Here is a 14,753-nt window from a genome sequence, read left to right as displayed (position 1 = left end):
CCGGGCTCCACCCCGCCGCCGCCTCCGTCCCGGACGCTTCGCCCGGCGCACGGACGTGTACCGGGCCGGTCCGGTGCGGGCCGCTCCGGTCCCGTGCGGGCCGCTCCGTCAGACGATGCCCTCGGCGACCTCCGCCTCCTCGCGGGCGCTGCCGTAGGACTGCGGCGTGCCGTACGAGCGACGGGCGGCGTACCACCAGACGGTGGCGAGGACGAGCACCACGGCAAGCGCGATCACCGAGTAGTTCATCGTCTTCCAGGTGACCGGCGAACTCTGCGGCAGGCAGAAGAGCACGGTCACGAGGGCCACCCACACCACCGCGGTCCAGCCGATCGGCCTGCTCCAGCGGCCCAGGTTCCACGGGCCGGGCACGAAGCGCCGGCCCGCGCGCAGCCGCAGCAGGATCGGGATGGCATAGGCCGGGGTGATGCCGATGACGTTGATGGCGGTGACGGCACCGTAGGCGGTGGGCGAGGAGAGCGAGGGCAGCGCGAGGACCGCTGCGGCCAGGACCGACAGCCAGACGGCCGGAACCGGCGTGTGGGTACGGCTGCTGACGCGGCGCCAGATCTCGGAGCCCGGCAGGGCGTTGTCGCGGCTGAACGCGAAGACCATCCGGCTGGCGGCGGCGACCTCGGCGTTGCCGCAGAAGAGCTGGGCCACGATCACCACGAGCAGCAGCGCCTTGGCGCCGCCCTCGCCGAGCGCGTCGAGCAGGATCTGCGCCGGCGGGACTCCGGTGGCCGTGCCCTGGGTGCCCGCGTAGTCCTGGATGGCGAAGGTGAGTCCGGCGAGCAGCGCGAAGCCGGCGATCCAGGACGCCCAGATGGAGCGGACGATGCCCTTGGCGGCGGCCACCGAGGCGTTGGAGGTCTCCTCCGAGAGGTGGGCGGAGGCGTCGTATCCGGAGAAGGTGTACTGGGCGAGCAGCAGGCCGATCGCGGCCACGTACAGCGGGTTGGCCCAGCCGGTGTCGTTGACGAACTCGGTGAAGACGAACTTCGCGGACTGGTGGTGGTCGGGGACGATCGCCAGCGCGCCGACGATCAGGGCGACCCCGGCGAGGTGCCACCACACGCTGATCGAGTTGAGCAGACTGACCACGCGGACGCCGTTGAGGTTGAGCACGGCGTGCACCAGCAGGATCACCAGGAAGATCAGGAAGGTCGACTCGGGCGTCGGCTCGAAGCCCCACTGGAGGTTGAGGAAGGCTCCGGTGAACAGTGCGGCGCCGTAGTCGATGCCGGCGATGGCGCCCAGCAGACCGAGCAGATTCAGCCAGCCGGTGTACCAGCCCCAGCGGCGCCCGCCGAGTCGGTCGGCCATGTAGTAGAGCGCGCCGGAGGTCGGGTAGGCGCTGGTGACCTCGGCGAGCGCGAGGCCGACGCAGAGCACGAACAGACCGACGCCGGCCCAGCCCCAGAGCATGACGGCGGGGCCGCCGGTGCTCAGGCCGAAGCCGTACAGGGTCATGCAGCCGGACAGGATGGAGATGACCGAGAAGCTGATGGCGAAGTTGCCGAAGCCGCCCATCCGGCGGGCGAGGACGGGCTGGTAGCCCAGCTCCCTGAGCCGGGCCTCCTCGTCCCGCGCGGCCGGTGGCGGCTTGCGTATCGCGTCGGTGGGAGCGGTGCGTGACATGCGTTCCTCCGGGGGAAGGGGGGACGGACCGTGCCGTACGGGGGCTGGGCGCGGCGGGCTCGAGGTGCGCGGCGCCTCGGGGCGCGCGGGAAGGGGCACGCGGACGGTCAGGGTCCGCCGCGGGCCCCCGGGCCGCCGAGGCAGCGCGCCCGGGCCCGCAGGAAGACCTCCTCGGCGAGGCCGCGCTCGTCGGGGCGGTCCGTGCGGTACGCCCAGGGCTGGGGGGTCCAGTACGGGCCGAGGGCCTCGAACACCCGGGCCGCGTCGGCGAACTTGAGCGCGCCGTACAGGCCGTGCGCCAGGTGGCAGAGGTCGAGCAGGCTGGCCTCGTCGGTGGCGCAGAACAGGAACCAGGCGTCCATCGCCCGGTCCGCGTCGCGCACCGCGTCCTCGGCGACCCAGTGCAGGTCGAGGGCGCGCTCATGGCCGCGCTCGCGGCGGTAGCGCTCGACCCTGACGTACAGCGGAAGGGCGTGCAGGGCGGAGCCGACGGGTGCCGTCGATGACGCCCACTGGGCGTAGTTGACGGCCTCGGAGAGCGGTCCGGGGCGGCGCGCGTAGACGAACTGGAGCATCCGGTGGTGCGCCTCGCGGTTGTACGGGTCGCGCTTCTCGGCCTCGGCGAGCAGGCCCCAGGGGCCGGAGGGCAGCATCGGCGCGGGCGGCGCGGCGCGGTGCTCCTCCATGCGCTGCTGTGCGTCGAGTACGGAGAGGGCGAGCCGGCACACCCAGGGCACCGGGTCGGCGGGGGCGCGGTCGGCGGCCTCCAGGCAGGCGGTCCAGGCCTCCTGCCAGAGTTCGCGGGTGCGGGGGTGGGCGGTGCGGTGGGCGCGGACGGCGCGTTCGACGGACACGCGCGCGTGCATGACGCCGGCGACGGCGGAGTCGGGCTGCTCGACCCGCCAGGCCTCGACGACGTCGGTGCCCGCGGCCACGGCGGCGAGGACCTGGGTGCGCCGGGTCCAGCCGGACCAGCCGGAGGTCTCGTCGAGTAATCGGGCCATCGCCACCCAGCGCCCGGTGCGCAGCTCCTGGACGGCGCCGCGCAGGGCATGGTCGTGGCCCGCCGGATGGTAGACGGGCCGGAAGCCTTGCGCGGCCATCAGAAGGCGGGGCGGGGGGTGGGCGACATGATTCCTCGGTGCGGTGGGCGGAGGGGGTGGTCAGTCCCCGGGGGCGTCCCGGCCGACCCGGCCGTTGATCGGCGATCACTATAGAGGTAGCCGGACGTGACCGATCCATTTTTCTCCGTGATCGCAAGTATCAAGCCAGCGACCGAATTTGACTTGCGGTCAGCAGTAGGTCCGGACCTGACGGCTTCCATCCGGAAGCCTTGACGCGGGGCTCCCGCACCGACAGGCTGACCGGTTCCACGCTCAGGAACGCGATCAAGGAACTCCAGGAACCCATGACCGGCAGGGAGTCGCACACATGACGGGCCCGGTACTCGCCGTCGACCAGGGCACGTCGGGCACCAAGGCCCTCGTCGTCCATCCCGGGCGCGGGGTGCTCGGCACCGGCTTCGCCCCCGTCCACCCGCGCGCCCTGCCCGGCGGACGGGTCGAGGTCGACCCCGGTGAGCTGTACGACTCCGTGGTCGCGGCCGGCCGGGCCGCCCTCGCCGAGGCCGGTGAACCGGTCGTCGCCGTGGGCCTGGCGAACCAGGGCGAGACCGTACTCGCCTGGGATCCCGCGACCGGCACGCCGCTCACCGACGCACTCGTCTGGCAGGACCGCAGAGCCGCCGACATCTGCTCCGACCTCCACGCGAACGCAAGCGAGTTGACACGGATCACCGGTCTGCCGGTCGATCCCTACTTCGCCGCCCCGAAGATGGCCTGGATCCGCCGCCACCTGACCGGCGCGGGGGTGGTCACGACGAGCGACGCGTGGCTGGTACACCGGCTCACGGGCGCCTTCGTCACCGACGCGGCCACCGCGGGCCGCACCGGACTGCTCGATCTGGACACCCTCGCCTGGTCGGACACGGCGCTCGACGCGTACGGCCTCGGCGGCGAGCGGCTGCCCCGGGTCGTGGACGCCGACACCCCGGTCGGCACCACCACCGCCTTCGGGCCGCCGCTCCCCCTCACCGGGCTGCTCGTCGACCAGCAGGCCGCGCTGCTCGCCCAGGACGTCACCGCCCCCGGCAGCGCCAAGTGCACCTACGGCACCGGGGCCTTCCTGCTCGCCCAGACCGGGCCCGCGCCGCGCCGCAGCGACACCGGCCTGGTCGCCTGCGTCGCCTGGCGGCTGGCCGGCCGCACCGCGTACTGCCTGGACGGGCAGGTCTACACCGCCGCGTCCGCCGTGCGCTGGCTCACCGACCTCGGCGTGATCGCCGGCCCCGAGGAGCTCGACCCGGTCGGCGGCGCCGTCCCCGACGCGGGCGGCGTCACCTTAGTCCCCGCCCTGGCCGGCCTCGCCGCGCCCTGGTGGCGCGGCGACGTCCGCGGCGCGGTCACCGGACTCGGCCTCGACACCGGACCCGGCCACCTGGTGCGCGCCCTGTGCGAGGGCATCGCCGCCCAGGTGACCGAGCTCGCAGGGGCCGCCGCGGCCGACCTCGGCGCACCGCTCACCGCGCTCCGGGTCGACGGCGGCCTGACCCGCTCGGCCCTCCTCATGCAGACCCAGGCCGATCTGCTCCAGCGCCCCGTCGAGGTCTCCGCGCTCCCCGACGCCACCGCCCTCGGGGTCGCGGCGGTCGCGCGGCTCGGCCACGACCCGGGCCTCGCCGTCCACGAGGCCGTGCCCGACTGGAAGCCGTCCGCCGTGTACGAGCCCCGGGCGTCGGCCGACGAGGCCGCCGAGCGCCTCGGCCGGTTCCGCACGGCCGTGGCGCGACTGCTCGCGGACGGGGACGGCGCCGGGAACCCGGCCGTATGACCGTCACCAGAAGGGGGGTGCTCCCGGACACCTCGGCGCCCAACGGCGCGTACGACGTCACCGTGGTCGGCGCGGGTGTCGTCGGCTGCGCCATCGCCCGTGAACTGGCCCACCACTCCCTGCGGGTGGCGCTCGTGGAGGCGAGCGGGGACATCGGCGAGGGCAGCTCGAAGGCCAACACCGCGATCCTGCACACCGGTTTCGACGCCGTGCCCGGCTCCCTCGAAGGCCGACTGGTGCGCGAGGGCGGGCAGTTGCTCGCCGCGTACGCCGACGAGACCGGCATCCCGGTCGAGCCCGTGGGCGCCCTGCTCGTCGCCTGGGACGAGCAGCAGCTGGCGACCCTGCCCGAGCTCGCCGCCAAGGCCGTACGGAACGGGCATCACCGCACCCGGCCGCTCACGGCCACCGAACTCTACGCCCGCGAACCGCACTTGGGCTCTGGTGCGCTCGGCGCGCTCGACGTGCCGGGCGAGTCGATCGTCTGCCCGTGGACCACTCCGCTCGCCTACGTCACCCAGGCCGTGCGCTCCGGGGTCGACCTGCACCTCAACTGCCCGGTGGAGAAGGTGCGCACCGGTGACGGCGGCGCCCCGCACCGGCTCGTCACCCGGCGCGGGGTGCTGCGCACCCGCTTCCTGGTCAACGCCTGCGGCCTGTACGCGGACGTCTTCGACGCGCTGCTCGGGCGCGAGGACTTCACGGTCACCCCGCGGCGCGGCCAGCTCCTCGTCTTCGACAAGTTCGCCCGCCCGCTGGTCCGGCACATCCTGCTGCCGGTGCCGGGCCCCCTCGGCAAGGGGGTGCTGATCGCGCCGACGGTGTACGGCAACGTGCTGCTCGGGCCGACCGCCGAGGACCTGCCCGACAAGACCGCGACCGGCTCGACCGCCGAGGGGCTCGCGGCCCTGCGGGCCCAGGGCGGGCGGATCCTGCCCGCGCTCCTGAACGAGGAGGTCACCGCCGTGTACGCGGGGCTGCGGGCGGCGACCGGCGCCGAGGACTACCGGATCGCCGCCCACCCCGAGCTGCGGTACGTGACCGTGGGCGGCATCCGCTCCACCGGACTCACCGCCTCGCTCGCCCTCGGCCGCCACACGGTCGGTCTGCTCGCCGACGCGGGCCTGGAGCTCGGCCCGGAGCGGCCGCTCGCCCCGGTGCGGATGCCGAACCTCGGCGAGGCCCTCCCCCGCCCGTACCGCGACGCCGGACTCATCGCCCGCGATCCGGCCTACGGCACGCTCGTCTGCCACTGCGAGCGGGTCACCCTGGGCGAGATCCGCGACGCGCTCGCCTCCACCGTGCCACCCGCCTCCCTGGACGGGCTGCGGCGCAGGACCCGGGCACGGGCCGGGCGCTGCCAGGGCTTCTCCTGCGGGGCGACGGTGCGGGCGCTCTTCGAGGAGGGTGTGCGGTGACCTCGGTGAACCGTTCGGTCGACGTGCTGATCGTGGGCGCGGGCCCGGCCGGCCTGGCCGCTGCGGCGCGGCTCGCGGCGGCCGGCGCGGGCCGGGTGGAGGTCCTGGAGCGGGAGCGGGCGGCGGGCGGGGTGCCGCGGCACTGCGCGCGCGGCGGCTTCGACGGGCTGACCGGGCCCGCGTTCTCCCGCCGGGCGGTGCGCGCGGCGGAGCGGGCCGGAGCCGTGCTCCGTACCGGCGTCGGCGCGACCGGCTGGGCCGGACCGCTCACCCTGGAGGTCACCGCGCCCACCGGCCCCGAGGAGGTCACCGCGCGGGCCGTGGTCCTCGCCACCGGCGCGCGTGAGCGGCCGCGCAGCGCCCGGCTCGTACCCGGCTCGCGCCCCGCCGGGGTGCTCAGCACCGGCGAACTCCAGCAGTCCGTCGAGCTGTTCGGGCTACGGCGGGAGCGGATCGGGCGTCGTGCGGTCGTCGTCGGCTCCGACCCGATCGCCCGGCACGCGGTGCGCACCCTGCGCCGGGCCAGGGTGCCGGTGGCCGCGGTCGTCGCCGACCGGCCGTACGGGCCGTGGCTGCCCGGCCCGGTGCTGCGCGGCGCGACCGTGCTCGAACTCGTCGGCCGGGGCCGCCTGTCGGGGGTCCTGGTGCGGGGCGCCGACGGACGCACCGCACTGCTGCGCTGCGACACCGTGGTGTTCACCGGAGACTGGCTGCCGGACCACGAACTCGCCCGAGCGGGCGGGGTGTCGCTCGACCCGGCGACCCGGGGTCCGTCGGTCGACGGCGCGCTGCGCACCGCCGTTCCCGGGGTGTTCGCGGCGGGCAATCTGCTGCGCGGTGTGGAGCCGGGCACGGTGGCGGCGGCGGAGGGCCGTGCGGTGGCCGACGCGGTCCTCGCCCACCTGGCGGGCGCGCCCTGGCCGCAGCCGGGCCTCGCGCTGCGGCCCGAGGGCGCGCTGCGCTGGCTGACCCCTAGCCGCCTCCGCCCCGCGGCCCCCGCCCCCACTCTGCTGCTGCGCCCGGAAGCGCGGCTTGCACAGCCTGTTCTGACGGTCCGCCAGGACGGGCGCCTGCTCCACGAGCGCCGGCTCCCGGCCCTCCTCGAACCGCACCGCTCGCTCCGGCACCCGGCGGTGTGGGCACCGGACGCGGACCGGGCGGGCGGTCCGGTGACGCTGACGCTGACGCTGACGCCGTAGCCTCTCGGAGTGGACAACGCCCTGAACCCCGAGCAGGACTGGCTCGCCGACACCCGCGCCTCGTACGACACGGTGGCCGCCGACTACGCCGACCTGGTGCGCGGCCTCCTCGACCGGACGCCCTACGAGCGGGCGATGCTCGCGCTCTTCGCGGACTCGGTGCGGGCCGCCGGGGGCGGGCCGGTCGGGGACCTGGGGTGCGGGCCGGGGCGGATCACCGCGCATCTGCACGGACTCGGCCTGGACGTCCTGGGCATCGACCTGTCCCCCGCGATGATCGACGTGGCCCGCGGGGAGCACCCCGGACTGGACTTCCGGGTAGGTTCGATGACCGAGCTCGACCTGCCCGACGCGTCGATGGCGGGCCTGGTCGCCTGGTACTCGCTGATCCATGTCCCGGAGGCGGAGCTCGACCGCACGCTCGCCCACTTCCACCGCGTCCTGCGCCCCGCCGGCCCGCTGCTCCTCGCGTTCCACGCGGGCGACGAGACCCGGCTGAAGACGGAGGGGTACGGCGGCCACCCCATGCGCCTGCACGTCCACCTCCGCGAGCCCGAGCGGCTGGCGGAGCGGCTCGCCGGCGCCGGCTTCGCGGTGGAGGCGCGGATGACGCTGACCTCGGCGGAGAGCGCTCTCGGCGCCATTGTCGTCGCCCGGCGCGAGGCGACACAGGCAGCCGAGGCCTAGCCTGGGTGCATGACTGTCGTACACGCCGGCGGCGTCGATGTCGCCTATACGCGGGCGGGGCGGGGGCCGCTCCTGGTGCTCGTGCACGGGGCCGGGCTCGACGCGCGGATGTGGGAGCCTCAGATGGAGGCGCTGGCGGACGAGTTCACGGTGGTCGCCTGGGACGAGCCGGGCTCCGGGCGGTCCGGCGCACTGCCGGCCGGGTTCGGGCTCGCGGACTTCGCGGGCGCTCTCGCCGCCGTGATCGAGGACGTGGGGCTCGGGCCCGCGCAGGTGGCGGGACTCTCCTGGGGCGGGACGGTGGTCCTGGAGCTGTACCGCTCGCGGCCGGACCTGGTGCGGTCGCTGCTGATGGTCGACACATACGCCGGGTGGAAGGGCTCGCTGCCGCCCGAGGAGGTCGCGGCGCGGGTCGAGGGGGCGCGGCGGATGCTCGCGGCGCCCCGGCAGGAGTTCGACCCGACGCTGCCGGGCCTGTACGCCGACGGCCCGCCCGAGCGGTTCGCGGCGGTGCTCGACGCCATGAACCGGGACGTGCGGCCGGAGAGCATGGCCGCGCAGCTCTCCCTGATGGCCGAGGCCGACGAGACCGACCTGCTGCCCCGGATCTCGGTGCCGACCCTGCTGCTCTGGGGCGAGCTGGACGCCCGCTCTCCGCTGGGCGTCGCCCACGCCTTCCAGGACGCCATCCCGCAGGCCGAGCTGGTGGTGATCCCGGCGGTGGGCCACATGAGCAACCTGGAGGCGCCGGAGGCCTTCACGGCGGCGGTGCGGGCCTTCTGCCGGGCGCACGCCGGGCCCGCGTCCGGCTGATCAGGCCGTTTCGTCGAGGAGGGCGGCGAGGCCGTCCAGGAGGTGGGGCCAGCCCTCGCCCATGCCCTCCAGGGCCTGGCGCCCCATGGGCGAGTCGAGGTCGAAGCCCGCGTGGGTGAGGAAGAGACGGGTGCCGCGGCCCTCGGGGGCGAGGCGCCAGGTGATCGTGGTGTCGAGGGTGCCCTCGGCGAAGCGGTAGGCGAGGAGGCGTTCGGGGGCGACCTCGGTGACCTCGCAGGGCTGCAGGCCCCAGTTGCCCATGTCGAGGGTGAAGCGGTGGCCGACGACCGGCTTGATGTCGGCGGCCGCCCACCAGCGGGCGTGCAGCACCGGGTCGGTGAGGGCGGCCCAGACCGCGGCGGGCGGGTGCGGCAGGAACTTCGCGAGGTCGATGGTGTCGGTGGCGGGCTGGTCGGTCATGTGTCGTTCTCCTCGTCCAGCAGGTCGGCCAGGGCGTCCAGGCGCTGTTTCCAGTAGTGCTCGAAGGGGTGCAGCCAGTCGCTGACCTCTTCGAGGCCCGCGGCCCTGAGGTGGTAGTAGCGGTGCCGGCCGCGCGGCTCCTCGCGGACCAGGCCGGCGGTCTTGAGGACCGCCAGGTGTTCGGAGACGGCGGGGCGGCCGAGCGCGAACATCCCGGCCAGTTCGCCGGTCGAGCGCGGCCCCGCGCGGAGGGTTTCCAGCAGTCTGCGGCGCACCGGACTGGCCAGCACGCCGAACACGTCGGTGGGCATGGCCCCACGATACGTCGGGATTCTCCGACGCGTCAAAGATTTCCGACGTATCGGATCCGCGTGCGGCGTGGCGGGACCCGAGGCGGGGGTGTGCGGGCGGGCCGGCTCCGCCACACTGGGCGGTATGCCCGACAAGCGCAGCGCCGGACTCCTGCTCTTCCGCCGCACCTCGGACGGCGGCGGCCCGCAGGTGCTCATCGGCCATATGGGCGGCCCCTTCTGGGCCGCGCGTTCCGAGGCCGCCTGGTCGATCCCCAAGGGCGAGTACGAGCCCGACGAGGCGCCGGAGGACGCGGCGCGCCGGGAGTTCGCCGAGGAGCTGGGACTGCCCGCGCCGGACGGCGCGTGGCTCGCGCTCGGCGAGAACCGGCAGCGCAACGGAAAGCTCGTCACCGTCTGGGCGGTGGAGGCGGATCTCGATCCGGGGCGGGTGGTGCCGGGCACCTTCACCATGGAGTGGCCGCGCGGTTCGGGCGTGCTGAAGGAGTTCCCGGAGATCGACCGGGTCGGCTGGTTCGGGCTGTCCGAGGCCGAACCACTGCTCGTGGCGGGGCAACGCGTGTTCCTCGAACGGCTCGCCGCGCACCTTGCCGGGGCCTGATCGGGCGGGCTCGGCGGCCGCCTCACCCCGATTGTCAGACCCGTGCGAGAGGGTGGGACGAGACAGGCTCAGACCGTCGAGAGGGAGCCCGACATGACGACCGTCACCGGCCGCGAGCGTGCCGCAGCGCAGGCCTATCTCCGGCTGCTCGAGTCCACCCAGGCCGTGTTGTCCGACCCGCGCCTCGAGCCGTACGCGGCGGCGATGCTGACGCATCCGATGGCGGAGGCGGACGCGGCGCTGCGGGAGGCGGGTCTCGCGGGGAACGAGGCGCATCTGCTGCGCCTGGTCGCGGCCTTGCGGGCCTCCCCCGCGGCGGAACGGGGAAGGACCGCGTGAGGGGCCCGCGCGGGGCCGCGGCCGGGTGCCGGGCGCCGGTCAGCCGAGCCGGACGGGCAGGGCACGCACGCTGTTGCCGACGAAGCTGGCGTGCCGGGTCAGTTCGGCCTCGGGGACCGCGAGGCCGAGGTCCGGGAAGCGGGTGAAGAGCGCCTCCAGGGCGAGGGTGGCCTCCATGCGGGCGAGCGGCGCGCCCAGGCAGTAGTGCGGCCCGTGCCCGAGCGAGAGGTGCTTGACGGCCTGTCCGCGGGTGACGTCGAAGCGGTCGGCGTCGGGGCCGTACGCCTGGGGGTCGCGGCCCGCCGCCGAGTAGCCGGCGAGCACAGGAGTGCCGCGCGGGATCAGGGTGCCGTCGACGACGAGGTCGCGGACGGGGTAGCGGAACGGGAAGTAGCTGACCGGGCTGTCCCAGCGCAGGGTCTCCTCGACCACGTCGGCCCAGTCCGCGCGGCCCTCGCGGACGTGCGCGAGCTGCTCGGGGTGCCCGCACAGGGCGCGTACGGCGTTGGTGACGAGGTTCAGGGTGGTCTCGTGGCCCGCGATGATCAGCAGCACCAGGGTGCCGATCAGTTCGGCCTGGTCGAGCCGGTCGCCGCCCTCGTCGCGGGCGGCGATGAGGGCGCTGATGAGGTCGTCGCCGGGGGCGCCGGCCTTGTCGGCGGCGATGGCGGCGAGGAGTCCGACCAGTTCGCGGTTGGCGGCGACGGCCTGCTCGGGGCCGATGTCGGTGGCGACCACCTGGCTGGAGAGGTGGTGCAGCCGGTCCTGGTGCTCGTCGGCCACGCCGAGGAGCTCGCAGATGACGCCGAGCGGCAGCGGCAGGGCGTAGTGGCGGCGCAGGTCGGCGACGCCGTCGCCGGCGCGGGCGGCCGCGTCGAGTCCGTCGAGCAGGGTGGCGGTCACGGCCTCGACGCGCGGGCGCAGTTCCTCGATCCGGCGCGGGGTGAAGGCCTTGCTGACCAGGGAGCGCAGCCGCCGGTGGTCGGCGTCGTCGGCGGTGGTCATGCCCTGCACGGTGGCGAAGGTGCGCAGCGGCCAGCCCTCGGGTATGCGGCCCTCGGCGAGCGCGGTGAAGTGCCGGGCGCCCTTGGCGACGTCGGGGTGGGAGACGAAGTCGCGCAGGGCTTCGTGACCGAGCACCGCCATGCCCTCGAGGTCGCCGGGGAGCAGCACGGGGGTCACCGCGCCCTGGGCGAGCAGCCGGGCGTTGTCCGCGTGCGGGCAGCCGCCGGCCGGGTCAAGGCGGTGCGGAGGCCTGCCGTCGGGGGCGGTGTGCGGGGTGTTCAAGGGTGGGCGCTCCTGACTGCGGGCGGGAGGGACGGGACCGGTTGCGGTCGGGTCCTGGCACGAACGGTCAGATCCTAGGTTCAACCCGGCTGCTTCCGTATGGAGTTGTACGGTCAGGTGTGCACCGCCTGTGCGGCGGCCACGCCCGCACCGACAACCCGGCCGGGCGGGCGCGGGGGCCGCATCGCACCCGTACCGGACCGCCCCGCTCCCGCTCCCGCTCCGGCGACGCGCCGCCGTCCGACACGCCGCGCTACGCCGGTCGGCGCACTCCGCCCTGCGGGCAGGGGGCGGTGTTCCTACGGTGGCTGAATGATCGTCACGCCAGCTGTCCGTCATACCGCCGCCGGTGCCGCGGCGCTGCTGCTCGCCCTGCCGGTCCCGTACGCCTCGGCGGCCCTCGCCGCGCCGGCCGCCGCGCCGCTCTCCGCCCAGGTCCGCGCGCCGCTCGGCGCCCTCGGCGGGCGCGCCGAGCCCACCCCGCCGGCCCGGCACTTCGTCGACCCCGCGCGGCTCGGACGCCCCGGCACACAGGTGCAGCCCCTGCGGGGCGCGCCGGCGGTGCCGTCCCCGACCGCGCTCTCCTGGGTGGTGGCGGACGTCTCCACGGGTGATGTTCTGGCGGCCCGCAACGCACACAAGCCGCTGCCGCCCGCCAGCACCCTGAAGACGCTGTTCGCGCTGACGGCGCTGCCGGACCACGGCCCGGACGAACGGCACACGGTCGCCGACGCCGAGCTGACCGGCATCGGAGAGGGCAGCAGCCTCGTGGGGGTGAAGGAGGGCTACACCTACAAGGTGTCGGACCTGTGGAACGGGGTGTTCCTCAGCTCCGGGAACGACGCCGTGCACGTGCTCGCCTCGATGAACGGCGGCTGGAAGGCGATGGCCCGGAAGATGCAGGAGAAGGCCCGCGCCCTGGGTGCCCGTGACACGCACGTGGTCTCCCCGGACGGCTACGACGCGCCGGGCCAGGTCTCCTCCGCGTACGACCTGGCGGTCTTCGGCCGGGCCGGAGTGCAGGACCCGCAGTTCACCCGCTACTGCTCGACCCGCTACGCGGACTTCCCGGCCGGCTCCTGGTCGTTCGGGATCGCCAACACCAACCGGCTGCTGACCGGCGAGAGCGGGGTGGACCGCTATCCGGGTCTCATCGGGGTGAAGAACGGCTACACGAGCAACGCCGGCAACACCCTGATCGCGGCGGCCGAGCGCGGCTCGCGGACGCTGGTGGTGTCGGTGATGAACCCGCAGGGCGGCGGCGGTCTCGCGGTGTACGAGGAGGCCAGGGAGCTGCTCGACTGGGGCTTCGCGGCGGCAGGGAAGGTGCGGCCGGTGGGCTCGCTGCAGCCCGCGGCCCGTGAGTCCGCCCGCTCGGCGCAGGCCGGGCAGCGGCCCGTCGTCCGCGCCCAGGCCGGCCCGCAGGCGGAGGACCCGCTGCGCCGGGCGGCCGCGAGTGGCGGTGCGCACGGCGCCGCCGCCCGTACGGCCGCCACGGACGCGGCGCCGTCCGGCACCGCGGCGGGTCTGCCGCTCGCCCTGGTCGGGGCGGCGCTCGGTGGGGCGCTCTCGCTCTGGCTGTGGCGCCGCTTCGGCGCCCGCGGCAACTGACCCGAGGCGCCCGGCCCCCGGCTCGTCGGGCACGGTTCGGCGGGCGCCGTACGGTCCGGCGCCTAGCGTGTCCGCAGGGCCGCCCGGGAGATCCCCGCGCGGCCCGCCGGGAGGAGTGCGAAGTGGGGATGCGGACGGACGACACGTACGCGGCGCAGGTGGCGGACCGGTTCCGGGCGGTGAACGGGGTCCATCCGATGACGGCCGAGGACGACGCCTATGTGGACGGGCAGTTCGTGCCCCTTGAGCGGCTGTGCGCCGCGCTCGGCCGGGACGCGGACGAGGTACGGCGGCAGATGCTCGACGGACTGCTGCCGTTGCCGGGCTATCTGCGCTCGGACGGTACGGAGATGGTGCCGGGCGATCTGTTCGAGCTCGCGGCACGGGCGGGCGGGCCGGAGCGGCTGCGGGCCTGGTTCACGGCGCACTGGGCGGACGCGGCCGAGGGCGAGGAGGAGTGGCAGGCGTACATCAGCGGCCAGTACGTGTGTCTGCACCACGTCACTCCGGCGGCGATCCGGCACAAGGCCGAGCTGACGGCGGCGATCGGCGCGGCGCTCGCGGCCCCCCGGCCGGACGTGCCGCGGTGGCGTGAGGAGCTGCATGTCCTGGTGGACGATCTGGACGCGCTCGAACCGGACTTCGCGCCCTACGACCGGCTCCGTTTCGGCGGCCCGGTCTCGCGCGACACCTGCGTGGACGCCGTACGGGCCCGCTTCCCACGCTCCGGCGGCGCCCCCGGGGGTGCCTGACCTCAGGCGTCCCGCTCGTCCGGGCGCGGCCGTTCGTCGCCGGTCAGATGGCGGCGCGACCAGCGCACGAGCAGCCGGAGCAGGCACAGCAGGGTGAGCACCCACGCGGCGGCGAAGGCCCAGACGAGGGCCGTGGCCCCGGTCGCGACGGCGACCACGAGGAGCACCACCGCCACCGGGCCGAGCAGGGCCGCCACGGGCCCGGCGAACCGCCCCGATCCGAGGCGGGCCCGCAGCCGGGTGCGGCCGGCCCCGAGGGACCGGGCGAACCCGGAGTCCGCGGCGAGATCCTCCTCGATCTCCGCCAGGATCCGCCGCTCGCGAGGCGAGAGCCGCGCGCCGTCCATCGTCGACACCTCCCGCCGCGCCGCCCTTGGTCCGTCCAGTCCGTCGGGCCGTCCGGTCCGTCCGATCCGTCCGATCCGTCCGGTCCACCCGTCGTCGGACCTGTTCGGGCCGTCGCCCGTGGTGCTAATCGGCGGTTACCCCGCCGCTCCGCGCCGAACCGCCCACCTTCATCAGCGGCACGCGTGGCGCCGTGTACCGCTCGGCGGCCCGCACGGCCGCGCCCGCGGTGCGCTCCCCCATGAGGACGCACAGCGTGTACGCCGTGTCCTCGAACCGCCGGCGCGCCGCCAGGTCGTGCGGCCGGGCCAGGACCAGCCGTTCCTGCGTGCGGTAACTGCGCAGCAGACGGTCGATCGTGTTGCGGTCGGGGAGCAGCATCCGGTCCTCCTGTACGGGCCTGGCCCCCCGTGATTCCCCCATGGTGGGGTCACTCGGTC

At 75.2% G+C, this 14,753-nt stretch carries 16 protein-coding genes; 9 read left to right on the top strand and 7 right to left on the bottom strand.

Going from position 1 to position 14,753, the window contains the following annotated elements; all coding sequences use genetic code 11:
* Window positions 1-108: 108 nt before the first annotated feature.
* Together AB0M18_RS08825 and AB0M18_RS08820 are read right to left on the bottom strand one after the other, a co-directional pair.
* Window positions 109-1,641, bottom strand: coding sequence for an amino acid permease (locus AB0M18_RS08825; protein ID WP_365756110.1), 1,533 nt, complete (start codon window positions 1,639-1,641; stop codon window positions 109-111).
* A 107-nt stretch (window positions 1,642-1,748) separates the two neighbouring features.
* On the bottom strand, window positions 1,749-2,744 hold the full coding sequence (locus AB0M18_RS08820) for a hypothetical protein (protein ID WP_365756109.1): 996 nt from the start codon (window positions 2,742-2,744) through the stop codon (window positions 1,749-1,751).
* 328 nt (window positions 2,745-3,072) lie between these two features.
* Between AB0M18_RS08820 and AB0M18_RS08815 the strand changes: the two genes are divergently transcribed.
* From AB0M18_RS08815 to AB0M18_RS08795, 5 genes are read left to right on the top strand one after another with little or no spacing between them, the layout of a single operon-like run.
* Window positions 3,073-4,530, top strand: a complete 1,458-nt coding sequence (locus tag AB0M18_RS08815) for an FGGY family carbohydrate kinase (RefSeq protein WP_365756108.1) — start codon at window positions 3,073-3,075, stop codon at window positions 4,528-4,530.
* A complete protein-coding gene (locus AB0M18_RS08810; protein WP_365756107.1) occupies window positions 4,527-5,948 on the top strand; it encodes an FAD-dependent oxidoreductase in 1,422 nt (473 codons plus the stop codon). Before AB0M18_RS08815 ends, AB0M18_RS08810 begins: the two co-directional genes overlap by 4 nt.
* Window positions 5,945-7,147, top strand: a complete 1,203-nt coding sequence (locus AB0M18_RS08805; protein ID WP_365756106.1) for an FAD-dependent oxidoreductase — start codon at window positions 5,945-5,947, stop codon at window positions 7,145-7,147. Before AB0M18_RS08810 ends, AB0M18_RS08805 begins: the two co-directional genes overlap by 4 nt.
* Window positions 7,148-7,168: 21 nt before the next feature.
* Window positions 7,169-7,834 carry a class I SAM-dependent methyltransferase gene (locus AB0M18_RS08800; protein WP_365756240.1) on the top strand — a complete coding sequence of 222 codons (666 nt, stop codon included), beginning with the start codon at window positions 7,169-7,171 and terminating at the stop codon, window positions 7,832-7,834.
* Window positions 7,835-7,843: 9 nt separating this feature from the next.
* The gene (locus AB0M18_RS08795; RefSeq protein WP_365756105.1) at window positions 7,844-8,647 is read left to right on the top strand and encodes an alpha/beta hydrolase; all 804 of its coding nucleotides are present in this window, start codon (window positions 7,844-7,846) and stop codon (window positions 8,645-8,647) included.
* Here the strand turns inward: AB0M18_RS08795 and AB0M18_RS08790 are convergent, their stop codons facing one another.
* Both AB0M18_RS08790 and AB0M18_RS08785 read right to left on the bottom strand, forming a co-directional pair.
* Window positions 8,648-9,067, bottom strand: a complete 420-nt coding sequence (locus tag AB0M18_RS08790; protein ID WP_365756104.1) for an SRPBCC domain-containing protein — start codon at window positions 9,065-9,067, stop codon at window positions 8,648-8,650. It lies immediately after the preceding gene.
* Window positions 9,064-9,378, bottom strand: coding sequence for a metalloregulator ArsR/SmtB family transcription factor (locus AB0M18_RS08785; RefSeq protein WP_365756103.1), 315 nt, complete (start codon window positions 9,376-9,378; stop codon window positions 9,064-9,066). Before AB0M18_RS08785 ends, AB0M18_RS08790 begins: the two co-directional genes overlap by 4 nt.
* A gap of 124 nt (window positions 9,379-9,502) precedes the next feature.
* Here AB0M18_RS08785 and AB0M18_RS08780 point away from each other — a divergent pair, with 124 nt between their 5' ends.
* Both AB0M18_RS08780 and AB0M18_RS08775 read left to right on the top strand, forming a co-directional pair.
* On the top strand, window positions 9,503-9,979 hold the full coding sequence (locus AB0M18_RS08780) for an NUDIX domain-containing protein (RefSeq protein WP_365756102.1): 477 nt from the start codon (window positions 9,503-9,505) through the stop codon (window positions 9,977-9,979).
* 93 nt (window positions 9,980-10,072) lie between these two features.
* Window positions 10,073-10,318 (top strand): hypothetical protein, encoded by a 246-nt coding sequence (locus AB0M18_RS08775; RefSeq protein ID WP_365756101.1) that lies wholly within the window; start codon window positions 10,073-10,075, stop codon window positions 10,316-10,318.
* 39 nt (window positions 10,319-10,357) lie between these two features.
* Here AB0M18_RS08775 and AB0M18_RS08770 read toward each other — a convergent pair whose 3' ends face one another.
* On the bottom strand, window positions 10,358-11,605 hold the full coding sequence (locus AB0M18_RS08770; protein WP_365756100.1) for a cytochrome P450: 1,248 nt from the start codon (window positions 11,603-11,605) through the stop codon (window positions 10,358-10,360).
* 312 nt (window positions 11,606-11,917) lie between these two features.
* Between AB0M18_RS08770 and AB0M18_RS08765 the strand changes: the two genes are divergently transcribed.
* Both AB0M18_RS08765 and AB0M18_RS08760 read left to right on the top strand, forming a co-directional pair.
* A complete protein-coding gene (locus AB0M18_RS08765) occupies window positions 11,918-13,216 on the top strand; it encodes a serine hydrolase (protein WP_365756099.1) in 1,299 nt (432 codons plus the stop codon).
* Window positions 13,217-13,344: 128 nt separating this feature from the next.
* Window positions 13,345-13,968, top strand: a complete 624-nt coding sequence (locus AB0M18_RS08760; RefSeq protein ID WP_365756239.1) for a DUF6058 family natural product biosynthesis protein — start codon at window positions 13,345-13,347, stop codon at window positions 13,966-13,968.
* Window positions 13,969-13,970: 2 nt separating this feature from the next.
* Here AB0M18_RS08760 and AB0M18_RS08755 read toward each other — a convergent pair whose 3' ends face one another.
* Together AB0M18_RS08755 and AB0M18_RS08750 are read right to left on the bottom strand one after the other, a co-directional pair.
* Window positions 13,971-14,315 carry a DUF3040 domain-containing protein gene (locus tag AB0M18_RS08755; RefSeq protein ID WP_365756098.1) on the bottom strand — a complete coding sequence of 115 codons (345 nt, stop codon included), beginning with the start codon at window positions 14,313-14,315 and terminating at the stop codon, window positions 13,971-13,973.
* A gap of 124 nt (window positions 14,316-14,439) precedes the next feature.
* Window positions 14,440-14,694, bottom strand: coding sequence for a DUF5133 domain-containing protein (locus AB0M18_RS08750; RefSeq protein WP_365756097.1), 255 nt, complete (start codon window positions 14,692-14,694; stop codon window positions 14,440-14,442).
* Window positions 14,695-14,753 lie beyond the last annotated feature (59 nt).

It is taken from the genome of Streptomyces sp. NPDC051909 (genome assembly GCF_040681095.1).
Lineage (GTDB): Bacteria > Actinomycetota > Actinomycetes > Streptomycetales > Streptomycetaceae > Streptomyces.
The sequence above is the reverse complement of the archived record's forward strand: the minus strand, read 5'-3'. Positions and strand labels throughout refer to the sequence as shown.

Coding starts and splice junctions, on each gene's coding strand:
- AB0M18_RS08825 (WP_365756110.1), bottom strand. CDS start 1,641: ATGTCACGCACCGCTCCCACCGACGCGATACGCAAGCCGCCACCGGCC.
- AB0M18_RS08820 (WP_365756109.1), bottom strand. CDS start 2,744: ATGGCCGCGCAAGGCTTCCGGCCCGTCTACCATCCGGCGGGCCACGAC.
- AB0M18_RS08815 (WP_365756108.1), top strand. CDS start 3,073: ATGACGGGCCCGGTACTCGCCGTCGACCAGGGCACGTCGGGCACCAAG.
- AB0M18_RS08810 (WP_365756107.1), top strand. CDS start 4,527: ATGACCGTCACCAGAAGGGGGGTGCTCCCGGACACCTCGGCGCCCAAC.
- AB0M18_RS08795 (WP_365756105.1), top strand. CDS start 7,844: ATGACTGTCGTACACGCCGGCGGCGTCGATGTCGCCTATACGCGGGCG.
- AB0M18_RS08790 (WP_365756104.1), bottom strand. CDS start 9,067: ATGACCGACCAGCCCGCCACCGACACCATCGACCTCGCGAAGTTCCTG.
- AB0M18_RS08785 (WP_365756103.1), bottom strand. CDS start 9,378: ATGCCCACCGACGTGTTCGGCGTGCTGGCCAGTCCGGTGCGCCGCAGA.
- AB0M18_RS08780 (WP_365756102.1), top strand. CDS start 9,503: ATGCCCGACAAGCGCAGCGCCGGACTCCTGCTCTTCCGCCGCACCTCG.
- AB0M18_RS08775 (WP_365756101.1), top strand. CDS start 10,073: ATGACGACCGTCACCGGCCGCGAGCGTGCCGCAGCGCAGGCCTATCTC.
- AB0M18_RS08765 (WP_365756099.1), top strand. CDS start 11,918: ATGATCGTCACGCCAGCTGTCCGTCATACCGCCGCCGGTGCCGCGGCG.
- AB0M18_RS08760 (WP_365756239.1), top strand. CDS start 13,345: ATGCGGACGGACGACACGTACGCGGCGCAGGTGGCGGACCGGTTCCGG.
- AB0M18_RS08755 (WP_365756098.1), bottom strand. CDS start 14,315: ATGGACGGCGCGCGGCTCTCGCCTCGCGAGCGGCGGATCCTGGCGGAG.
- AB0M18_RS08750 (WP_365756097.1), bottom strand. CDS start 14,694: ATGCTGCTCCCCGACCGCAACACGATCGACCGTCTGCTGCGCAGTTAC.